Raw genomic sequence first — 20904 nt, 5'->3', positions numbered from 1 at the left:
CGCCCTTCGAGAGGGCGATGACGAGAGAGGGCGCCTGCCACATCCAGCGCCCACCCGGTCAGGTCGTATTGAGAAGCTTGGGCTCCACAGCAAGAGACCCGCAAGTGGCAGCGAATAGGGGCTTTGAAGAGCAAGCCTGAAATCCTGTCGCAAGTCCTTCCAACCAGTATGGAGCTTATATTTATAGGAGAACAACCTACGACAGAGAAAATCGGCATCTGCGCAGGGCCGATTGGATGGAGAGGAAGCAGTGGGCTAGGTCTCTGGGACCCTGAGATATTGCGTTGGAACAATTGAAATAAGGGGGTTTGCGGATGAGCGAACATGCGGTCGTGATATCAGGGGCAGGGCCGACGGGCCTGATGCTGGCAGGCGAGCTGGCCTTGGCAGGCGTCGACGTCGCCATTGTCGAGCGCCGCCCCGACCAGGGGCTTGCCGGTACGCGGGCCGGCGGTCTGAGTGCGCGCACGCTCGAGGTTCTCGATCAGCGCGGCATCGTCGACCGGTTCCTTGCTGAAGGGCAGATAGCCCAGGTCACGGGGTTCGCGGTCACGCGTCTGGATATCAGCGATTTTCCGACCCGGCACAATTACGGGCTGGCGCTGCGGCAGAAGCATATCGAGCGCATTCTGGCCGGCTGGGTCGGCGAGCTGGCGGTGCCGATCTATCGCAGTCTGGAGGTAACGGGTTTCGCGCAGGACGACACCGGCGTCACCATCGAACTCTCCGACGGCGCCTCGCTCCGGGCAGGCTATCTCGTCGGCTGTGACGGCGGCCGCAGTCTGGTTCGCAAGGCTGCCGGCATTGCGTTTGAAGGATGGGATCCGACGACCGGCAACATTCTCGCCGAGGTGGAGATGGAAGAGGAGCCGCCATTGGGCATCCATCGCACGGCGCTTGGCATCTATGCCTTCGGCAGGGAGGAGTATGAAATTGTCGACGGCAAGATCGTCTTTGCCAAGGAAGGTCCGATCGGCGTGATGGTGCCGGAGAAGAATGCGGGCGCGACGACCGAACCGACGCTCGGCGATCTCAGGGAAGCGCTGATTGCCGCCTTCGGAACGGATTACGGACTCCATCGCGTCAACTGGATTTCCCGGTTCACCGACATGTCCAGGCAGGCAACGGTCTACCGCAAGGGTCGGGTACTCCTGGCTGGCGATGCCGCCCACGTGCATTCTCCGGTGGGCGGGCAGGGCCTCAATACGGGCGTGCAGGATGCCGTCAATCTCGGTTGGAAATTGGCGCAGGTGGTGAAAGGCGCGTCGCCTGACGCCTTGCTCGACACCTATCACGCCGAGCGGCATCCGGTTGCGGCGCGCGTGTTGCGCATGACGATGGCGCAGGTCGCATTGCAGCGGACCGACGATCGCACAGAAGCTCTGCGTGAGGTGGTGACGGAGCTGCTTGGCATGGAGGAGCCACGCAAACGGATCGCAGCCGAAATGTCCGGACTGGCGCTCCATTACGAGTTCGGCGAGGGGCATCCGCTGCTCGGCCGCCGCATGCCTGACCTCGACCTCACCACGGCGGATGGTCCTGTGCGCCTCTTTACGCTGCTCCAGGATGCGCGGCCTGTGTTCTTGAACCTCGACGCGCCCGGCAGCTTCCACATCACGCCGTGGTCGGACCGCATCAGGTTGGTCGACGCCGAATATCACGGCGGATGGGAGCTGCCTGCGCTGGGCTTGGTCTCGGCGCCAACCGCAGTCTTGATCCGGCCCGATGGATATGTGGCGTGGGTGGGCGAGGGGACGCAGGATGGTCTGCAAGAGGCTGTGAATAGCTGGTTCGGACCAACTGGCTCAAGGCCGAAAAACGCTGACTAAGCGGCGAGCGAGATTGGATCGCAATCCGATATCGTCGCGGGATCCGGTATCGGTTTGCCGCGGCGTTCCCACGTCCGGCGGCTGATGCCGAAAGCCTCCCAGGGGCGTGCTGTGCTCAAAGAATTGGCGAGATAATCGGCTCTGGAAAGCGCGCCGGCGGCACGGCGCTGCTCCTCTTTTCGGCTTCGGTCCCGCTGCCGCCGCTTTTCCTTTTGAAGTTTTGCTCTCATCCGTTTCGGCACATCGAATGCACCGATGGTGCGGATATCCAGGGCGCTCCGTTCCGCGTAGCTTAAGTGCAGAGCGTGACCGAGCGCGTCGGCGGACAAGTCAGAAAAGCGCACCTTTGTTCGCTCGTAGATCAGTTCCTCTATATCGGCTTTCCCAGCCCAGGGAAGCCATCGCGCCGCCCAGCCGAGGACCACCTCGACAAACTCTTCCTTGAATTCGACAAGGGCGAGGCCGGCGATCACCTCGACGTAAATCAAGGCGTCATCGGCCTCCGGCACGATTTCGCCATGGCGATGCCTGATCAATTTTTCGATCTCGCGCATCCGGCCGCGGAAATGGTTCCAACGGCTGGCCCGCATGCGGCGCTGGACGGCCTTGTAACCGATGAGACAGTCGCCGATCTTGATGGCAGTCACATCCCGCGCCAAGCCCTCCGGCCGATCGGCTTTTGCAGCCCGCTTTTGAGCCGTTTCATCTGGACACATAAGACGAGCCATCGATTTTCCTTTGCCATCTGCCTTGGGAGGCCGAAACGGTTGATTGTAAAGGAAGGCCGAGGGGGTGATCATCCACTTTTTGCGATCGGCGAACATCGTCGCGCAGGAAAGCTTCAATCCTGGGGAAACGCGCCGTAATAGGCCGCGAGCGCATGAATATCGTCGTCGCTCAGACCTGCAGCAGCCCTGGTCATCACACCCGCATAGGCGCCGCCGCCACGATTTCCGCTGCGGAAAAGACCGAGCTGGTTTTCAAGATAGGGTACCGGTTGGCCGGCAAGGCGTGGATAGGCCTCGTTGACGCCGGCAGCATCGTGGCAGGCGGCGCAGCCTGCGATGCCACGCGTCCGGTCACCGCGTTCCGCAAGGACCCTGCCGCGAGCGTCTTTTTCCGAAACCCGGCCCGTTTCAGTGGCTGCGCTCTGGTTGGCGAAATAGTCTGCCAGCTTTTTTCGGTCTTCGCTCGATGTCCGCGAGAGCGCAACCTTCATGATACCGCTTGGACGTTTGCCGGTCGCATAAGCCTCAAGACTGTCACGTATGTAGGTCTCTGACTGGACCGGTGAGACGCGGGATGAGGCTGGTTGCAATGAGCGCGCTAGCCTTCTCCGCCGCCCATGCTTCCCGTCGATGGCGCGCAGCGTGAATGAGCAGGAAGGTTACACCGACCCAAATCGACATGCCGCCAACAAGCATGACGACGAACAGCCGATAGACCGCCGCCGATTCCTCGCCGGCGGGACTAAGCGCGGACTGCTGACCGCTGCAACCCGCAAGAACGAGTGCACTGAAAGAATAAGACATCGCAGGATTGCCGGTCTCCCCTTCCTCCAATGCTCAAGCTCTCCGATATGGAAACGCGTATCTCCGGGGGCAAGTGGGCTGACGTTGTTGGATGGCAACCGGGCGGTATCGCCGATGCCATAAAATACCGTCACAACTGACGACCGAAAATTCCTTCGGTGACACAGCCGGCTCGGTCTTCTTAAAGCCTGTCAGGAGGCGTTGGCGGATCAATCGCGCTTCGTGAAGTGTTTTCAACCAGGCGCGTGCTCCGGCTTCCCTCGTCCATACGATCGCGGGAGAAGAAGACGCGGTTGAGCCGCCGCATGCCATCAGCACCTCTGCAATCAGCGGAAGCCGAAGAAGCTCAAAATCGCGAGCACGATAACGACAGCGCCGACAAGCCAGATCAAATTGTTCATGAGAAACCGTTCTCCTGTTTAAGGGTCGGGCCATTGTGGCCCGATCACTTAACGGTGAGGCAGGGCTTGGAGTTCCCAACCGGTCCAATGCTGTGTGCAACCTTCGGCGCCAAACCAATTTCCGGCTCTATGCCTTTCAATAGCTGCACGAGCGAGCATTGCCGGGTCTGAATCCACCCGCGCATGCCGGGTTTACCGATGTATCCCGCTGATATTGAAAATCCTGGTGATCCTGCCTTGCAGGCGATGTGCAGGAAGACGTGAACGCGGACACACCGATCAGCACTCCCGCTACCAATGGAAAAAATCGGCTCATCTGAACATCTCTTCGCAAGGTTGTCATGGTTGCAATCTACTATGCCCGCACGAGAATATACGAAAACTTCTGGCCCGCCAGATCACGCTCACCTGAGCCAAAACATTCGTATGATTGATCAGTCAATCTATAATCGTGATGCGTCGTGCCTCAACCGATGATCAAATTCACGTAAGTCTAATCTGATCGGGCTATTCTGTCGTTATGGAAGTAGTTGCGTGACGTTAATAGTCAAGTTGATTCGATTTCGACTTGAATTGATTGTGGTTTTTCAGTAAAATTACACCATAAAAAAGTAATATAAATGGGAGGATACTATGTCGTCAACTCGGTTTGATCCGATTCTGCTTCACCGCAAACATTTCATCGATGAGATCAGCTCCCTCGATGAAATCTTCGATTTTCTCGACGAGTGGCCGGAGGACAAACGGGGTTTGGCATATGACACGCTGTTGAAGGCATGCAGAGATACGGCCAACGGGCGTTTCCCGCTGAGCGCTGCACGCGAGAATTTCCGGCGGTTCCTGAAGATGGCTGGCGTGCTTGCGAAGGTCGAGGGTGGCCCCAAATTCGACGGACTGATGAATCATCAAGTTGGTAATGCTTAGTCAGATTATAGGCCTATTGGGGGCCGTCTGCATGGCAGGGGAGGGCGCGCCGTGACATCAGTTGCGGCGCGTTCTGGTTTCGATATCTGCTGATCGGATGATCGCCTATTTCTTCGCCACAAAGCGCGGCGGCAAGCCCTGCCAAGAGGCAGCCGGCTATTTGGTCGGGTTTCGGATTCAACAGATCTTAGTTTACGCCGGCATTGGCCCAGTCGCATCGGAAGACCAGCATGGGTTTCGAGAACCCCTTGAACCGTCGGCGCGTTGCGTGAGCGAAGAGATCGGCAGCGCCATACTCCCGAAAAATATTCTCCGATACCAGGATCTGGTCGCTGGAGGCTGCCGCGCAGAGTCGCGCTGCAAGTTGCACGGTCGAGCCGAAGAGGTCGTTGCTGTCTTCGACCGGCTCGCCGCAGTCCAGTCCGATGCGGATATGAATGGGCTCGGTGTTTCCGCCGTTGTAGCGCTCGAATTCCCGCTGGATCGCCATGGCACATGCGACGGCTGCCGTTGTCGCGGCAAAGGCCGCCATGATGCCGTCGCCGGTGTGCTTCACTTCGCGGCCCGAATTCTGGCTGAGGCATCGGCGCACGATAGCGTCATGGGCGCGGACCATTTCGGTCGCAATGCGGTCGCCGAGGCGCGATGTCATCGCTGTCGAACCGACGATATCGGTAAAGAGGATTGCCCGGTGGCCGGGATCGACGTCGCTGGACGACTGGCCAGGGGCCGGCTCAGGATCGTGAATTCGGCCAAGAAAAGCCTCGACCGCCGACAAGGCGACCTCGACGATCTCGCCGGCGACGAAGCCGTGGGCCTCACGATGCACGCATTGCGCGGTTTCCGCATCCGGCGCATCCACGAGACAAAAGGCGGTCCCGCGCCGCTGATCGAACCAGTAGGTCAGGAACTTGACGCCGTATTTGTCCTGAATATCGAGATCCATACGATGCGCCCGAGCAACGTCGGCGGCTGTCGTTCCTTCAAGAAGGTGCCGGTCCATGAAAATAGGCATCGCACGCTCCTCCCAGATCCGCCGCGTGCAGGAGATGGCATTGTACGACCCGGACGAAACTCCGTCCACCTCCGGGACAATCAACGAATGATTAGAGAGGGTTTTTGCTTCCAGCAAAGCATATGTGTTGCTGTGATCATTATAGAGTATAGAAGGAAAGACTGAGTTTTAATCAGCGGGGCGTGGGATGAAAGCCCGATATTTACCATAATCGGTCGCTTAATGACTGGTCGGGGAGCTGTCGGGATCTTCAAGCGTTCCATGTTCTCAAGCGCGGCGGCTGCCGAACCCGGGGATTGGAGTAACACGTCTGTGACGGGCATGATCGACGAGGGCATGGTGCCGAAAAGTGTGAGCGGCTTTCGGACGACATCATGGTCTAACTATATAATGTAGAACAGGATTCAGATTTTAGGCCGACCCGGCCTGAAATCATCTGTTCTAGGATCAAAAGCGACGCTTCGGCCGGTAGGCGGATTGCCAACGGCACGCAAATTGCATCGTATTCCATAGCTCCACCGAAATTGGGAAAAGCTGTAGCAAAGTGAGACAGACGGCACATTTTCGACCGGTTGGCTTGGCCTCAATGGGGCTCGGCCATTACGCCGTTATTAACTCTGTGTGGGACGCCGCGCGCACGCTCTTGCGCGACTGGCCGGTAGACGACGGCGAAGAGTATTTCGAGGCCGTCAAGTCGTGCCTGGATGCGATTATCGGCGATCTCCCACCAGAACATGTGCGGGCGGCCTTCATCAGGGCAGCACAGGAGGCCGGCATTGCCGTCATAGAAGCGGCGGACTGAATACTCTCCGCGCTTCCCCACCTATCCTCAAAGCCAGATCGTCCTGACGCTTGACTTTTCCTGCCGAAGCTCTAACTTAGAACAAAACAGGAACATTGGAGATGATCATGACGCATACGGAACAGGTGATCGCCAACGCCCTCGCGCTTGTCGAAGCGTCCCGCGCAGCCCGCGAGCGGGATCAACAGCGGCGGGCCGCCTGGCAGAGAAAGGTCGAACTCAGCCGGCCGCTGCCGCCCTTGCCGCGCCCGGTTCAATTGCCGTTGGCGCTGAACTGATGCAGCCGGCAAAAGCCTTGGAACCCCATCGGGCACGCCCCGAACGAGCCGGGATCGATCAAGCTGGGCTCGAGCAAGCCTGGCCGGATCAAGCTTGGCCCGATCAAGCTTGGGAAGTCGAAGCCGTGCTTGCCTGGCATGACGACAATGCCAAGGCAGCGATACGCTCGCTGCTCGATGACTGCAAACATCTCCGCCGGCAATTGGCGCTGGCGGAAAGCGTGATGAGCCGCGGGATGGCCCGCGGATGGGCGCCGCGATATGAGCGTGACGCCCTCTGAAACAGAGGCGATCCAAGCCTGGCAAGAGGCGTCAGCCGCCGGCAGCATTCGTCTCCGGATCGATCGCGGGAAGCCGGCTGCGGGCGATGACGGCCCCGGCCAGTGCGATCGCCACCACGGCGCCGATCCATGTGCCATACAAGCTCTGCCCGAGAATGACGCCGGCAAGGACCGGCGTGACGATGTCGGTGACGGCGACAAGCGACTGCGTTGCTCCCATGACGATGCCCTGGCGTTGCTGCGGCACGTGCACAGAGAGCGCCGCAACGAATGTCGGCCGCGCCAATGCCACGCCCGTGCTGATGCAAAGGACGGCGAAGGCGAGGGTGGCGATGTCGGTAGCAAGGCCAGCCGTGACATAGCCAATCGAGAGAATGGTGAAGACCAGAACGATCAGGCCTCGCTCAGAGAAGGTGCCGCCGAGCCATCTCAGCAGGAAAAGCTGGACCAGGACGTTGATCGCACCGTCGGCGGTCAGGAGGTAACCGAACTCCTTCGGACCGAACGCATGCTCGTTCCAGGTGAAAGTGTCCGCCAGAAAAACGGCGAGCTGCGAACTGAACATCCCGTATGAGAAATAGTGGCAGAGAAGAACGGCGACGAGGACGCGGATGACCGGCGAGGCAAGCAGGGTTCGGAAGGAAACCTTCTCGCCGACCGTCTCGTCCGCTTTGCTGTCGTTGCCGAACCGGCCGCGCGCATCGGCGCCTTTCAGCCAAAGCCCGGTCACCAGCATGCTGGTCGCTGACAGGGCAAGCGCAACCCAGATCGGCGCCGTCAGGGAAATGCCGGCAAGGTATCCGGAGAGGCTCGGTCCGATCATTCCGCCAAGGCCGAGGCCTGCGCTCAGAATGCCGATGGCTTGGCGCCGGGTGGTGGGACTGCTGTTGTCGGCGGCATAGGCGGCCGCGGCCGAAAAGTTGGCTGCGGTCAGGCCGAGCACGATCCGCGCCAGCAGCGCGAAGACGACGCTGTTGGCAAGCGCCAGCAGCAAAAGGCTGATCAACGCTCCGGCCTGGCTGGCGAGCAAAACCCTCTTGCGTCCGTAATGGTCGGAAAGTTGACCCAGCCAGGGAGCGGCAACGAACTGGCTGAGCGCTTCCGCACCGAGGACAAGTCCGAGAACGAGCGGCGACGCGCCGAAATTTCGGAGGTAGAATGGCAGGACCGGCAGGATGGCGCCGCTGCTGGCGGCATCGAGGCTGACGATGATGAAAACCGGCAACATCAGCCGTCAATCAAGTTTCTGCGACGCGGCGCTTGCGGCAGCATCGATCGGACGCAGTTCAGCGCTCATCACATCTCTCTCATTGACGGGTAGGGCGGTGCGACGCAGGCGGTCGCCCAGAGAATCCGCGTCGAGGCGCTTCTCCGGTGCGCCGCGCGATCGGGGCGGGTATTCCCGCGGCCGGGTTCCAGCAGCGCGTCTGTTTTCAGACGCGCCAAGGCGGTGGCGCTTTGAGTTGCCGCTTATGCAGCAAGGCCGACATCTGCGAGATAGGCTTCCAGAGCCCAGGCGTGAGCAGACGCAATGATAGCGCCGACATAACCGTCCGGACGTACGAGCACCCAGTCGCCCGATGTCAGACCGTAAGCATTATGGAAATGCCCGCCTTCATCGATGACATCTCCGCGCTCGCCGATCCTGTGGATATGCAGTCCCGGGCGCGGCGGCACGGCGGCTTGCGCGGCCTCGTAGCCCAGCAGCGTCCAGTGCGGCCCCCTGAACAGTTCGAACAGGCGCGTCGGCTGGCCGGCGACACCTTTGAGCGGCGCATCGGGCGCACGATCGCCCGCAAGCAGGCCGGCGTTCCGCTCCGGCTTTTCCAGCGAGAAGGAGGAGGAGGGATAGCCGATATCGAGTTGATGCACATCGCGGCCGCGCCGCATATCGCCTCGCTTCATGGCGTCGAGAAGATTGGTCGCCAGACCGAGCACGGCGGCGGCGACCGGGCGGCGCTCTTCCTCGTAGCTGTCGAGCAGCGCGTCGGGGGCGCCGGCAGTGACCGCAGCCAGTTTCCATCCGAGATTATAGGCGTCCTGAACGCTGGTATTCAGACCCTGTCCGCCGGTTGGTGGATGCGTATGGGCGGCATCGCCGACCAGGAACACGCGGCCGAGTCGGTAGCGATCGGCAAGCCGGGCGTTCATATGGAAGGCTGACGCCCAGGAGACCGATTGGACCTCGATGTCGTCGCGGCCGGTGCGTTCCTTCACCAGGGCAGTCAAGCCTGCCGCGGAGAGGTCGAGCTCGCCTTCGAGCGGGATGGGCGCCTGGATCTGGAACAGATCCGTTCCCGCGAGCGGGCAAATGGCGATCTGCCGCTGCATGTCGCCATCGCCGAAGCGATGCCATACGTCTCGGTCCAACCCTGTCAGAATGACATCGGCGACCATGGCGCGCACGCCGAGCGTCTTGCCGGGAAAGCCGATATCCAGCGCGTGGCGCACGAAGCTGCGGCCGCCATCGGCGCCGACGAGCCAGCGCACGCGGATGGCCTCTTCACCGGATGTGCCCTTAAGCCGCGCCGTCACGCCGGCCTCATCCTGTTCGAAGCCGATGAGTTCGCATCCGAACTCTGGGCGATGCCCAAGCTCGAGCAGGCGCTCGCGCATCACGCCTTCGGTCAGGAACTGCGGCACCATCAGCGGAAGATGATAGGGTTCGGCCGGCGTCGGCTCCCCACCCACCACGGCGTCGGATTCGCTGACGCTGCCGTCGTCACGATATTCCCGCTGCCGGGGATAGGCGCCGCCGAGCGCGACGATCCGGTCGAGAATGCCGAGATCCTCGAACACCTCCTGGCTCCGCGGCTGAATACCCTTGCCGCGGGAACCGCGGAATGGGTCGTTCAATTTTTCGATCAGGCGGAAGGATACGCCCCGCCGCGCCAGCTCGATTGCCAGCGTCAGGCCGGCAGCCCCGGCGCCTGAAATCAGCACGTCGACTGTGGAATTCTCTGTCATTGGTTTCTCCATATGTGTATTATGCACATAATAGGAGAATCGGCATGACGTCAACAAAGAATGTGCAAAATACACATATAAGCGGAAAACTGCGCGAACTGCATGGGGCTCTGATCGAGATCGTCAGTGTCATGAACCGCCCGCAGCGTGACGAGCAGATGGTCCGCGAGGCGGGCATTTCGCTCGATCGCGCCCTGTTTCCGTTGCTGGTCACGATCGAACGGCTCGGTCCCATCGGCGTGGTCGAACTCGCCGACCGCGCCGGGCGCGACTACACCACCGTCAGCCGCCAGGTCGCCAAGCTCGAAAGTCTCGATCTGGTGGAGCGCCGCGGCAATGCCACCGACCGCCGCGTGCGCGAGGCGGTCATCAGCCCGAAGGGCAAGGCAATGACCGATCGCATCGACGTCGCCCGCGAGCGGATGGGCCGGGCCATTTTCGAGAGCTGGGACGAACACGACTTCAATGAACTCGTGCGCCTCATGCGGAAGTTTGCGGAGGATATCAGTGGCGATATTGGCAATGGCGCGGGTGAGACGCAGGGCGAGGACGGACCGCAGGCGGATTAGCCTCTGAATCACTCCGGAATGTGCCTTTTGAATTCACCGGAACCATTGCGCCGGCGCGTCTGCGATGATCTTGTAGCGTCCTGCAATCGCAACGTTTTCCGGTGATTCCCAATGTTCGATATTCTGTGGCGCGGCCTGGTGATCGGCGCCGGCGCAACCATTCTCATGGACCTCTGGGCGATCCTGCTCACCCAGTTCGGCCAGGCGGCGCCCAACTGGGCTCCGGTCGGCCGTTGGTTCTGGCACCTTCGCCGCGGCAAGGTCTTTCACGAGAGCATTGCCGACGCCGAGCCCTATGCCCATGAACTGGCGCTCGGTTGGATCAGCCATTACGCCGTCGGCATCCTCTATGGGGTGATCTTCGCCGTCATCATGGGCTCGGCCTGGCTGACGGCCCCGACATTTCTTCCCGCCTGGATCTTCGGCATCGTCACCGTCGGGGCAGGGTGGTTCCTGCTGCAGCCGGGCCTCGGCATCGGCTGGGCCGCCTCCAAACATCCGACCCCGAACAAGGTCCGGTGCTTCAACCTTCTCGCCCATACGGTTTTCGCGCTGGGGCTCTACGGGACGGCATTGATCTTGCGCTGAGATCGCGGGCTGCCCCTCACGCTAACCCTCTCCCCGTAAACGGGGCGAGGGGACGTGCCCTGCGAAAAGTTGGCGAGGAACGGAGAGGTCGCGACATCCCCCTTCGCCCCGCAAGCGGGGGTCCGAAGGACGGGTCGAGACCCGTGGCTCGACCCCGGTCGGTGCCGGCAGGCGGATGAGGGTAACCCTTGCCAAAGGGCTCCATGTCTTGGCCCCTCATGCGGCATCCGCCTCAACAGCCTCGCCTTACCGCGCAGCCCAGTTGGCGCCGCGGCGGAAGATGGTCTTCATCTGGGGAACGTCGAATTCCTTGGCCTGATGGCCGAGCGAGGAATAGAAGACGCGGCCCTTGCCGTATTTTCGCTTCCAGACGACAGGCATGACGACGCCGTCGATCCAGTAGGCGTGTTCGCCGGTGAACTTGGTCGTCGCCAGAACCTCGTTCGAGGGGTCGACATGCATGTAATATTGCTCTGACGTATAGGGGAAATCGGCAATACCCTCCATGAGGGGATCGTCTGGGCGGGTGATGTTGACGGTATAATCGATGATGTTGCCGGGATGAGCCACCCACTGGCCGCCGATGATGAACTGGTAGTCGACGGATTCGCGGAAGGCATCGCCCGCGCCGCCGTGATAGCCGGCGATACCGACGCCGCTTTCGATCGCGGTCGCAAGGTTCTTGACCTCTTCCTTCTCGATCTTCGACATCGTCATGATCGGCACGACGAGGCTGAGATCATGGACGGAAGGGTCTGCAAGCGCCTCGGTGCCGTGTTCGAGATAGACCTTGAAGCCGTCTTCCTCGAGCATGGTCTTGATGATTTCGGCGCATTCCTGCGGCTCGTGTCCACTCCAGCCACCCCAGACAATCAGTGCTTCACGCATAGTCTTTCCTCCTGAAATTATTTCGCCAGCCGTCCGTCGACGATGGAATCGGACAGCGGGGCAGGGCGCTCCGTTGCCGTGGTGATCGCGACCGTCCGGCCGGTTGCGGCAGCGGTGTGGAACGCTTCCATGACTTCGAGCACATGCAGCGCCAGATCGCCATTGGCGCGGTGCGGCCGGTTGGAGCGGATCGCATGCGCCATATCGGCGACGCCGAGCGAGCGGTAGTTGCCGTCGGCATAGGGCGCTGTGACCGGCTGGTCCTCGAACGGACCGCCCTTCTTCAGATATTCGACAGGGCCGCCGAACTTGTTGGGATCGGGAACGATCAGCGTGCCGTCGGTGCCGTAGACTTCGAGCGGCACATGCTTGTGGCCGGCGACATCGAAGCTCATGGCGATCTGGACGACGGCGCCGTTGGCAAAGGCCATCATGCCGGTGACATGGGTCGGCACATGCACGGGAATGCGTTCGCCATTGCGCGGTTCGCTGGTGATCAGCCGTTCCGCGCGCGGCGTCGTCGCAAAACCCGCAACTTGAGAAACCGGTCCGAGAAGATTGACGAGATCGGTGATGTAATAGGGCCCCATATCGAGCATCGGCCCGCCGCCGACTTCGTAATAGAAGGCCGGGTTCGGATGCCAGCGCTCATGGCCTGGGCACATGAAGGTTGCCGAGCCGCCGACCGGCTGGCCGATGACGCCTTGGTCTATCAAGGCACGCGCCGTCTGGTGGCCGCCGCCGAGGAAGGTGTCGGGGGCAGCGCCGATGCGGAGATTCCTCGCCTTGGCGGCTTCCGCCAATTTTTTCCCTTCCGCGAAATTAATCCCGAGCGGCTTTTCCGAATAGGTATGCTTGCCGGCCTCAAGCGCCTGCAATGCCACGGCAACATGGGCCTTCGGGATCGTCAAATTGACGATGATCTCGACCTTTGGATCGGCGAAAAGCTCCTCGACGGTCTTGACGGGAACATTGAATTCCGCAGACTTTGCTTCCGCCAGTTCCCGATTGAGATCAGCGACGCCGCGGATCTCAAGGATGGGAAAGGATGCCATCGCCGTGAGATAGGCGCCCGAAATATTGCCGCATCCGATGATGCCGATACCGACCTTGTCCATGAATTCCTCCATTGAGTCTTGATTGTGACGCTCGTCAGAGCGCCGGCCCTGTCGTGCTCCAGGGCGATTCGTAGAGTTCGTAGAGCGCCACCGCCGCCGCACCCTGCGCCCAGAAATCATCGGTCGAATCGTCGAAGACGAGTTCGCTCACCCCGCGCAGCGATGGCGGAATGGCGAGCGCATAGGCATCGCGCAGGCTGTTGAGAAAGGGTTCGCCGAGCGCCAGGCTCGATCCGACCAGAATGACCCGCGGCGGCGCAAACAGCGTGACGATGTTGGCAATGGTCAAACCCACCGCTTCGCCGGCGCGGATCGCAGCACTGATCAGCCGGTCGTCATCGGCCTTGATCAGCGCCTGGGCATGGTTCATGCCGCGGCCGAGACGGATCGCTTCGGCAAAACGCCCGTCGGCCTGCTGTTCGCCGAGGATGGCGCTTTCGCCGGCCTGGCTGAAAAGCCGGACGACGCCGTTCGGTCCCATGCCGAGCACTAGGTCGCCGAGGTTGTGGCTGAGGCCGCCGGCGCCGCGAAACAGGCTGTTGCCGTGCAGGACCCCGAGCCCAAGCGTCTGTTCCAGCGAAATCAGCACCATATCCTCGAGGTCGCGGGCCTTTCCGAACCAGTGATGGCCAAGCGTAATGGCGTGGGCGTCGCTTTCGACAATGGTCGGCGTTGCCAGCCGCGTCGACATTTCGGCGGCGAAATCGACATTGGTGTCGCGAAAGATCGGGCTGCTGCGGATATATCCGGTGCGATGCTCGATGACGCCGGGAAAGCCGAGGCAGACGCTGTCGACATCCTCCAGCGAAAGCCCGGCATCGACGACGCAGCGCCTGACGCCATCCTCGACCAGATCGGCGATGACGCCGATCGGCTGCCGGTCGATGCGGATCGGCAAGGCGAGCTTCGACAGCACGTCGCCGCGGAAATTGGTGACGACGAAGACCATCCTGTTGGCCGCGATCTTTGCGCCGACCACGCGGGCGGCATCGGGATTGAGCTCCAGCATCACGCGCGGCCGTCCGCGCACGGCCTCATTGCGGATATCGCCTTCGTGACGCGGCAAGATCAGGCCGTCGTCGAGCAATGAAGCGGTGATGGCCGAAACGGTCGTGGTGGAGAGTTCGGTACGCTCGCTGATCTCTATCCGCGAGATGGGGCCATGGCGTCGGACGGTATCGAGCACGTTCAAGCGATTGATCGCGCGCATTAATTCGGGATCTGCGGTCTTCATTGGAACTAGCCAGGCGAGCGTTTCGTTGGGACGGAACCCAAATATTTTTAACGGGTTACGAAATAAATAGCGGACAATTCGGCGGTCCTGTCAAGCGCATTTGATAAAAATAGAGGCATTGGGTTGACATTGCGTCAAAGCTCCGTTGAATTAATCCGCATAGGGGAAAAATTGTGAGGATAGGCCCCTGGGAGGAAAAACATGACTTTTAGGTTCAAGAGCGCCGCCTTTCGCGGCAGGCGTATCGCATCCATTGCCGCGGCTGCCGGCATGTTGCTGGCCGGAGCAGGTGCGGCTTCGGCGGCGACAGTCGTCAAATGGCTGCATCTCGAGCTCGACCCGAAATATGTCGCGGCCTGGGAAGACATCGTCAAGAAATACGAAGCCCAGCATCCCGACGTCGATATCCAGATGCAGTTCCTCGAAAACGAGGCCTTCAAGGCCAAGCTTCCGACATTGCTGCAATCCGATGACGTACCGGATTTCTTTTTCAGCTGGGGCGGCGGCGTCTTGAAGCAGCAGTCCGAAACCGGCGCCCTCCAGGATGTGACGCCGGCGCTGGATGCCGATGGCGGCAAATTGCGCGGCGCCTATAGCCCGGCTTCGGTCAGCGGCCTGACATTCGAAGGCAAGACCTGGGCTATCCCCTATAAGGTCGGTCTCGTCAGCTTTTTCTACAATAAGGAGCTCTTTGCCAAGGCCGGCGTGAAGGCCGAGGACATCAAGAACTGGGCTGATTTTCTCGGCACCGTGAAGAAGATCAAGGCGGCAGGCATCGTGCCGATCGCCGGCGGCGGCGGTGAGAAATGGCCGATCCATTTTTACTGGAGCTATCTCGTCATGCGCGAAGGCGGACAGAAGGTCTTCGAAGCGGCAAAGACCGGCCAGGGCGAAGGTTTCCTCGATCCCGCGATCATCAAGGCCGGTGACGATCTCGCCGAACTTGGAAAGCTCGAACCGTTCCAGCCCGGCTATCTCGGCTCGACCTGGCCGCAGGCGCTCGGCGTTTTCGGCGACGGCAAGGCTGCGATCATCCTCGGCTTTGAAAATACCGAGGCCAACCAGCGCAAGAATGCCGGCGACGGCAAGGGTCTCGCACCCGAAAATATCGGCCGTTTTGCCTTCCCGGCGGTTGATGGCGGCGCCGGCAAGCCGACCGATACGCTGGGCGGTCTGAACGGCTGGGCCGTTACCAAGAAGGCATCCAAGGAAGCGCTCGATTTCCTCGCCTTCCTGACCAATGCGGACAATGAGCGGGCGATGGCCAAGGCCGGCATGCTTCTGCCCGTTGCCGTCGGCGCCGGCGATGGCGTCACCAATCCGCTGCTTGCCGAATCGGCAAAACAGCTGGCCGGTTCGACCTGGCATCAGAACTATTTCGACCAGGATCTTGGCGCTGCGGTCGGCCGTGTCGTGAACGACGTGTCGGTGGAAATCGTCTCCGGGCAGATGAATTCCAAGGACGGCGCCCAGATGATCCAGGACGCTTTCGAACTGGAACAATAACCAGCGCCTGCAGACCCTTCCTGGCGCTCCGCTAATCCGGAGCGCCAGCATTTCTGCCGACGAGACGCGAAAGCAGGACCCATGGCCAATATTTCAGTCCCATCGATAACCACGGCCGCAAGGCCGGCAAAAAGAGCCGCAAACAGCAAGAGCTCGGTCGCCCATGACCGGCTGGCGGTGCTGTTGATCTTCCTGCCGCCGGCGCTGCTGCTTTTCACCCTCTTCGTCATCATGCCGATGGGCGAGGCGGCCTGGTACAGCCTCTACAAGTGGAATGGCTACGGCACGCCGACCGAGTTCATCGCGCTGCGCAATTTCCAGGTCCTCTTTCGAAATGCGGCCTTCACCCAGGCGCTGGTCAATAACGGCCTGATCATCGTGATCTCGATCTGCATCCAGGTGCCGCTCGCCATCTGGCTGGCGACCATGTTGGCGCACCGCATTCCGGGTGTCGTCGGCTACCGCCTGATCTTCTTCCTGCCCTATGTGCTGGCGGACGTTGCCGCGGGTCTTATCTGGCGCTTCGTCTATGATGGCGACTATGGCCTGTTTGCCGCTGTTTCCAATTTCTTGGGATTCGCCAACCCTTACGTGCTCGCCGACAAGGACGTGGCGATCTATGCCGTGCTTGGGGTCATCGTCTGGAAATATTTCGGCTTCCACATGATGCTGTTCATCGCCGGCCTGCAATCCGTCGACAAGAGCGTGCTGGAAGCTGCCGAAATCGACGGCGCCACCGGCTGGCAGAAGTTCCGCTACGTCACGCTGCCGCTGCTCGGCTCGACCTTGCGTCTTTCCATCTTCTTTGCCGTCGTCGGCTCGCTGCAGCTCTTCGACATGATCATGCCGCTGACGGGCGGCGGGCCGTCCAACTCCACCCAGACGATGGTCACCTTCCTCTACACCTACGGCGTCATGCGCATGCAGGTCGGCCTCGGCAGCGCCGTCGGCGTCGTGCTCTTCATCATCTGCGTGACGCTGGCCTTCGGTTACAAAAGGATATTCATGCGCCATGACTGATATGAGCTCTTCCATCCGCATGAGCACGTCCACGCGCGTCTATCTCTACGTGTCGCTGAGCCTGATTGCCGCAATCGTGCTTGTGCCGCTGCTGACGACGGCGCTCGGCGGCTTCAAGACGCTGGGCGACCTGCGCACCAATCCCTTCGGCCTGCCGACAGAGTGGCAATGGACGAACTACACCGACATTCTTTTCGGTGAACGCTACTGGCTGCAGATCGGCAATTCGCTGGTGATCGCGTCGCTCACCGTCCTCCTGACGCTGATCGTATCGTCGATGGCGGCTTTCGCCTTCGCCCATGTCCGCTTCTTCGGATCGTCTTTCCTGCTCAATTATTTCCTGCTCGGCTTGATGTTTCCGGCGGCGACCGCGATCCTGCCGCTGTTTATCCGCATCCGCGATCTCGGCCTGCTCGATACCTATTGGGGCGTGGTGCTGCCGCAGGTGGCCTTCGGCCTTGGCATGAGCATCCTGCTGTTTCGAAACTACTTCCGCAATCTTCCGGAAGAATTGTTTCAGGCGGCCTTTGTCGATGGCTGCGGCTATCTCCGCTTCTTCTGGCATATCTCGCTGCCGCTTTCCCGCCCGATCGTCGCCACCGTCAGCATCATCTCCTTCGTCGGCAGCTGGAACAGCTACATCCTGCCGCTGATCATGCTGAACTCGGAATCGAAATATCCCTGGCCGCTCGGCATCATGGTCTATCGCGGCGAGTACGGTACGGAGTGGCAGCTGGTGCTGGCCTTCATCACGCTGACGATCCTTCCCACCATCATCGTCTTTTTCGTCGCCCAGAGACACATCATAGCCGGTCTGACCGCCGGTGCCGTGAAGTCCTGAGCCGAACCGTTGGAGTGCAATTATGGCATCCGTTGAACTTACCGATATTCGCAAGACCTATGGCGCCGTCGACGTCATCCATGGCATTTCGCTTCATATCGAGGATGGGGAATTCGTCGCCCTCGTCGGCCCGTCCGGTTGCGGAAAATCGACGCTGCTGCGGATGATCGCCGGCCTCGAGGAGATCACCGACGGCGAGATCGCCATCGGCGGCAAAGTCGTCAATGCCATGACGCCGCGCGAACGCAACATCGCCATGGTCTTCCAATCCTATGCGCTCTATCCCCACATGACCGTTGCTGAGAACATGGGCTTCAATCTGAAGCTTGCCGGCGTTGCCAAACCCCAGATCGAGGCCCGCGTTGCCGAAGCCGCCCGTATGCTGGATCTCGCCAACCTCCTCGACCGCAAGCCGGCCCAGCTTTCCGGCGGCCAGCGCCAGCGCGTCGCCATGGGCCGCGCCGTGGTGCGCAATCCCGCCGTGTTCCTGTTCGATGAGCCGCTGTCCAATCTCGATGCCAAGCTGCGCGTTCAGATGCGCTCGGAAATCAAGACGCTGCACCAGAAGGTCAGAACGACATCGATCTATGTCACCCATGACCAGATCGAAGCGATGACGCTTGCCGACCGCATCGTCGTGCTCAATCAGGGCAGGGTGGAGCAAGAGGGGACGCCGCTCGAACTCTACAAAAAACCCGCCAATCTCTTCGTCGCCGCCTTCATCGGATCGCCGGCGATGAACATGCTCGAAGGCACGGTCGACGGTGAAAATGGTGGGCCTGCTGCTCGTCTCAGCGACGGCACGGCGATCCGAATAGCGCCCGACCGCAAGGTCAAGGCCGGCCAGGCCGTCACCATCGGCCTGCGCCCTGAACATCTCATTCCCGGTGTTGCCGCCGGCACGCCGCTCGCCGGCCGGACGATGCTGGTGGAACCGACAGGCGCCCAGACCCATGTCGTCTTCGATCTTGCCGGCCAGCAGGTGACCGCCATCGTCGACGGCGAATATCCCGCCCGCTACGGCGCCGTCTTCGAGGCAAGCATCACCAGCGATCAGGTGCATGTGTTTGACCGAGGCACCGGCGTGGCGCTCTAGGCGCAAGAACCGGTGGGGCATACGAATCCTCGGCCGCGGAGATCGCCGAAGCCTGCTCCTCATCCGGTTGCCGCCACCTTTGCCGAGGGTCGAGCCACTGGTCTCGACCCGGTCCTTCGGGCCTCCGCCTGCGGGGAGAAGGGAAATGCCGCGACCACTCCGTTCCTCGCCGAAGACCCGTCACTGGGTCGGTTCGGGCATACAGCTGATGTCGATATGGCCGCCTGGGCGGAATCAGCCGCAATGTGGACCGTCCTAACGTGCCGAACGATTGGCACCCACCGGCTACGGACTGACGCCGCGGGTCCAGCCAGTTTCCGGCACCGTGGAGTTCCTCGTCAGCATTGCGCAATTGCCTTGATTATAGTGAGATGCACAGAGCTTATCTCGTTACGTGAAGGCGCGACAAGAGGTCGCATGCAATGGCACCGAGACGAAGGATGACTTTCGAACTGACCGCTGAAGTTGTCTTGCAGGTCATCCAGCAGCATGAGCCTGGGCTCGCCATCAGCGGCTTCTCTCGACTGGAGGGCGGCAGCACCGAGGTCTACAAGATCGATCTCGCGGGTTCCGATTACGGGTCGCTGGTTCTAAAGATTTATCCGGACGAGCCCGAGTGGGGACCCTCCAAGGAGGCGCTCGTAGCGGGCTGGCTCAAGGATTTGACGCTGCCGGTTCCTACCTGGCTGCGCGTCGATGAATCACGGTCCGTTCTCCCATTACGCTATTCCTTGTTGACTCATCTGCCCGGCCGCTCGCTTCGTCACTGGATGGCCGAGCCTAATATCAAAAGGGTCTATCGCCAGATGGGGGAGCTTCTGAGACGCATTCATGCGGTGCCGATGCCTGCTTATGGCTATGTGCATGGCCAGGGCATCGGCAAACCGACACCCACGAACGCAGATTATATGATCGCCGCGTTTGACGACGTGTTTCGGCGGTTTCGCAACCTTGGCGGCGACCCCGAGCTGGCACGTCCTCTGCAACGATTTGCCCAAGGCAGCTTCGATCTTTTTGACGCAAGCGACGGTGCAGTCCTCGCCCACGACGATCTTCATCAGGGCAATGTGTTAGCGTTGCGTGGCAAGGCTGGCGGACTTGAGTTGAGTGGGCTTGTCGATTTCGGAAACGCACGCGCTGCGGACAAGCTCTTCGACTTGGCCAAGGCGCTTTTCTGCTCTGCACATGAAGACCCGCGCAGCTACCAGCCAATTTTGGAAGGTTACGGCTCGATCGATCACCCGGACACCGAAAGGGCGCTTCGGCTCTACACTCTTTTCCACCGGGTCAGCATGTGGTGCTGGCTAACGAAGATTGGCGTAGACGCTGCAGCCGAGGACGGCCCCGGCGGAATTATCCGCGATTTGCGCGAAATGGTGATCTAGCAAGGCAAGTCCGAAGGAGGCCGCCGATGTCGAAAGTATTCGGGGTTTAAAACGGCTCGATGATGCGAAAGTCCACTATTTCATCGGATATCGTCCTGACACGATAGACATGACGGCCACAGTGGTTGGAGAGCGTGTCGAGATTTCTGTCTTCGACGATGATCATGTTGAGATATCGCGTTTTTGGCAACGAAGACGTCTCTGATGAAGATACTTTGGACGAAATCCTAAATGGGGACGAATGACGGCCGTGGTCCGACAGTAGCCATGGGCTGCGGCTGCTTTGCGCCCTCATGCACGAACCCGCTTCGCGGGAGAGAGTGCGCGGCGAGTTTCGCATGATTATCTGAGGTTCTAGGCAGGCTGTTGGTGTTGCCTGACCATGACGTTCCCTTCAACGAGAGGAACGTTCAATGGCCAGCTTTCAACACGATGCCCCGACCACACCGCTCCGCCAGCGCATGCAGGAAGACATGGTGATGCGAGGGTTGGGATCCCACACTCGGCAGGACTACATCCGTCACGTCCGGCGCTTCGCTACGTTTCTTGGGCGTGCCCCCGACACCGCGACGGTCGAGGACATACGACGTTTCCAGTTGCATCAGCATGACAACGGCGTAGGTCCTGCGA

At 60.7% G+C, this 20904-nt stretch carries 22 protein-coding genes; 13 read left to right on the top strand and 9 right to left on the bottom strand.

Annotated features, from left to right (window positions below; translation table 11 throughout):
• Positions 1–314: 314 nt before the first annotated feature.
• Positions 315–1829 carry an FAD-dependent monooxygenase gene (locus tag G9X64_RS04740; RefSeq protein ID WP_171376046.1) on the top strand — a complete coding sequence of 505 codons (1515 nt, stop codon included), beginning with the start codon at positions 315–317 and terminating at the stop codon, positions 1827–1829.
• On the opposite strand, the gene G9X64_RS04735 is transcribed toward G9X64_RS04740, so the two are convergent.
• The 3 genes from G9X64_RS04735 to G9X64_RS36380 all read right to left on the bottom strand — a co-directional run bounded on the left by G9X64_RS04735 (position 1826) and on the right by G9X64_RS36380 (position 3391).
• Entirely contained in the window at positions 1826–2557 is a 732-nt protein-coding gene (locus tag G9X64_RS04735; RefSeq protein ID WP_171376045.1) for a hypothetical protein, read from the bottom strand. The genes G9X64_RS04740 and G9X64_RS04735 overlap by 4 nt on opposite strands.
• 113 nt (positions 2558–2670) lie before the next feature.
• Positions 2671–3048, bottom strand: a complete 378-nt coding sequence (locus G9X64_RS04730) for a c-type cytochrome (protein ID WP_246270901.1) — start codon at positions 3046–3048, stop codon at positions 2671–2673.
• A gap of 43 nt (positions 3049–3091) precedes the next feature.
• Positions 3092–3391 carry a cytochrome c oxidase subunit II gene (locus tag G9X64_RS36380; RefSeq protein ID WP_246270900.1) on the bottom strand — a complete coding sequence of 100 codons (300 nt, stop codon included), beginning with the start codon at positions 3389–3391 and terminating at the stop codon, positions 3092–3094.
• Between the two features lie 1004 nt (positions 3392–4395).
• On the opposite strand from G9X64_RS36380, the gene G9X64_RS04720 reads away from it, so the two are divergent.
• Positions 4396–4686 (top strand): DUF982 domain-containing protein, encoded by a 291-nt coding sequence (locus tag G9X64_RS04720; protein ID WP_168308848.1) that lies wholly within the window; start codon positions 4396–4398, stop codon positions 4684–4686.
• 187 nt (positions 4687–4873) lie between these two features.
• Here G9X64_RS04720 and G9X64_RS04715 read toward each other — a convergent pair whose 3' ends face one another.
• Entirely contained in the window at positions 4874–5701 is an 828-nt protein-coding gene (locus tag G9X64_RS04715; protein ID WP_168308849.1) for a nickel-binding protein, read from the bottom strand.
• Between the two features lie 544 nt (positions 5702–6245).
• Between G9X64_RS04715 and G9X64_RS04710 the strand changes: the two genes are divergently transcribed.
• The 3 genes from G9X64_RS04710 (at position 6246) to G9X64_RS04700 (ending at position 7062) form a co-directional block, all read left to right on the top strand.
• Entirely contained in the window at positions 6246–6503 is a 258-nt protein-coding gene (locus G9X64_RS04710; RefSeq protein WP_011651896.1) for a DUF982 domain-containing protein, read from the top strand.
• 107 nt (positions 6504–6610) lie between these two features.
• On the top strand, positions 6611–6781 hold the full coding sequence (locus G9X64_RS04705) for a hypothetical protein (protein WP_162039352.1): 171 nt from the start codon (positions 6611–6613) through the stop codon (positions 6779–6781).
• Complete coding sequence (locus G9X64_RS04700) at positions 6781–7062, top strand: hypothetical protein (protein ID WP_168316907.1); 282 nt, start codon at positions 6781–6783, stop codon at positions 7060–7062. The genes G9X64_RS04705 and G9X64_RS04700 overlap by 1 nt, the downstream gene beginning before the upstream one ends.
• Positions 7063–7093: 31 nt before the next feature.
• Here the strand turns inward: G9X64_RS04700 and G9X64_RS04695 are convergent, their stop codons facing one another.
• Positions 7094–8290: an MFS transporter gene (locus tag G9X64_RS04695; protein WP_246270899.1), complete on the bottom strand. Its 1197-nt coding sequence runs from the start codon at positions 8288–8290 to the stop codon at positions 7094–7096.
• A 242-nt stretch (positions 8291–8532) separates the two neighbouring features.
• Positions 8533–10029, bottom strand: a complete 1497-nt coding sequence (locus G9X64_RS04690) for an FAD-dependent oxidoreductase (RefSeq protein ID WP_168308851.1) — start codon at positions 10027–10029, stop codon at positions 8533–8535.
• A 44-nt stretch (positions 10030–10073) separates the two neighbouring features.
• On the opposite strand from G9X64_RS04690, the gene G9X64_RS04685 reads away from it, so the two are divergent.
• Together G9X64_RS04685 and G9X64_RS04680 are read left to right on the top strand one after the other, a co-directional pair.
• On the top strand, positions 10074–10598 hold the full coding sequence (locus G9X64_RS04685; protein WP_168308852.1) for a MarR family winged helix-turn-helix transcriptional regulator: 525 nt from the start codon (positions 10074–10076) through the stop codon (positions 10596–10598).
• 111 nt (positions 10599–10709) lie between these two features.
• Positions 10710–11186, top strand: coding sequence for a DUF2938 domain-containing protein (locus tag G9X64_RS04680; RefSeq protein ID WP_168308853.1), 477 nt, complete (start codon positions 10710–10712; stop codon positions 11184–11186).
• Positions 11187–11432: 246 nt separating this feature from the next.
• On the opposite strand, the gene G9X64_RS04675 is transcribed toward G9X64_RS04680, so the two are convergent.
• Genes G9X64_RS04675 through G9X64_RS04665 form a run of 3 tightly spaced genes read right to left on the bottom strand, consistent with a single transcriptional unit; the run spans position 11433 to position 14426 of the window.
• Positions 11433–12074: a ThuA domain-containing protein gene (locus tag G9X64_RS04675; protein ID WP_168308854.1), complete on the bottom strand. Its 642-nt coding sequence runs from the start codon at positions 12072–12074 to the stop codon at positions 11433–11435.
• Positions 12075–12091: 17 nt separating this feature from the next.
• Complete coding sequence (locus G9X64_RS04670) at positions 12092–13192, bottom strand: Gfo/Idh/MocA family protein (RefSeq protein WP_171376044.1); 1101 nt, start codon at positions 13190–13192, stop codon at positions 12092–12094.
• Positions 13193–13226: 34 nt separating this feature from the next.
• The gene (locus tag G9X64_RS04665) at positions 13227–14426 is read right to left on the bottom strand and encodes an ROK family transcriptional regulator (protein WP_003559245.1); all 1200 of its coding nucleotides are present in this window, start codon (positions 14424–14426) and stop codon (positions 13227–13229) included.
• 201 nt (positions 14427–14627) lie between these two features.
• On the opposite strand from G9X64_RS04665, the gene G9X64_RS04660 reads away from it, so the two are divergent.
• The 6 genes from G9X64_RS04660 to G9X64_RS04635 all read left to right on the top strand — a co-directional run.
• The gene (locus G9X64_RS04660) at positions 14628–15932 is read left to right on the top strand and encodes an ABC transporter substrate-binding protein (RefSeq protein ID WP_171376043.1); all 1305 of its coding nucleotides are present in this window, start codon (positions 14628–14630) and stop codon (positions 15930–15932) included.
• A gap of 81 nt (positions 15933–16013) precedes the next feature.
• Entirely contained in the window at positions 16014–16952 is a 939-nt protein-coding gene (locus G9X64_RS04655; RefSeq protein WP_171376042.1) for a carbohydrate ABC transporter permease, read from the top strand.
• Complete coding sequence (locus G9X64_RS04650; protein ID WP_131644008.1) at positions 16945–17793, top strand: carbohydrate ABC transporter permease; 849 nt, start codon at positions 16945–16947, stop codon at positions 17791–17793. Before G9X64_RS04655 ends, G9X64_RS04650 begins: the two co-directional genes overlap by 8 nt.
• 22 nt (positions 17794–17815) lie before the next feature.
• Complete coding sequence (locus G9X64_RS04645) at positions 17816–18889, top strand: ABC transporter ATP-binding protein (protein ID WP_171376041.1); 1074 nt, start codon at positions 17816–17818, stop codon at positions 18887–18889.
• Positions 18890–19329: 440 nt separating this feature from the next.
• Positions 19330–20274, top strand: coding sequence for a phosphotransferase family protein (locus G9X64_RS04640; RefSeq protein WP_171376040.1), 945 nt, complete (start codon positions 19330–19332; stop codon positions 20272–20274).
• Positions 20275–20687: 413 nt separating this feature from the next.
• Positions 20688–20904, top strand: a 217-nt coding sequence (locus tag G9X64_RS04635) for a phage integrase N-terminal SAM-like domain-containing protein (protein WP_171376039.1), incomplete at its 3' end; no start/stop codon positions are given.

The organism is Rhizobium sophorae (assembly GCF_013087515.1).
Classification (GTDB): domain Bacteria; phylum Pseudomonadota; class Alphaproteobacteria; order Rhizobiales; family Rhizobiaceae; genus Rhizobium; species Rhizobium sophorae.
This window is presented reverse-complemented; position numbering and strand designations above follow the sequence as displayed.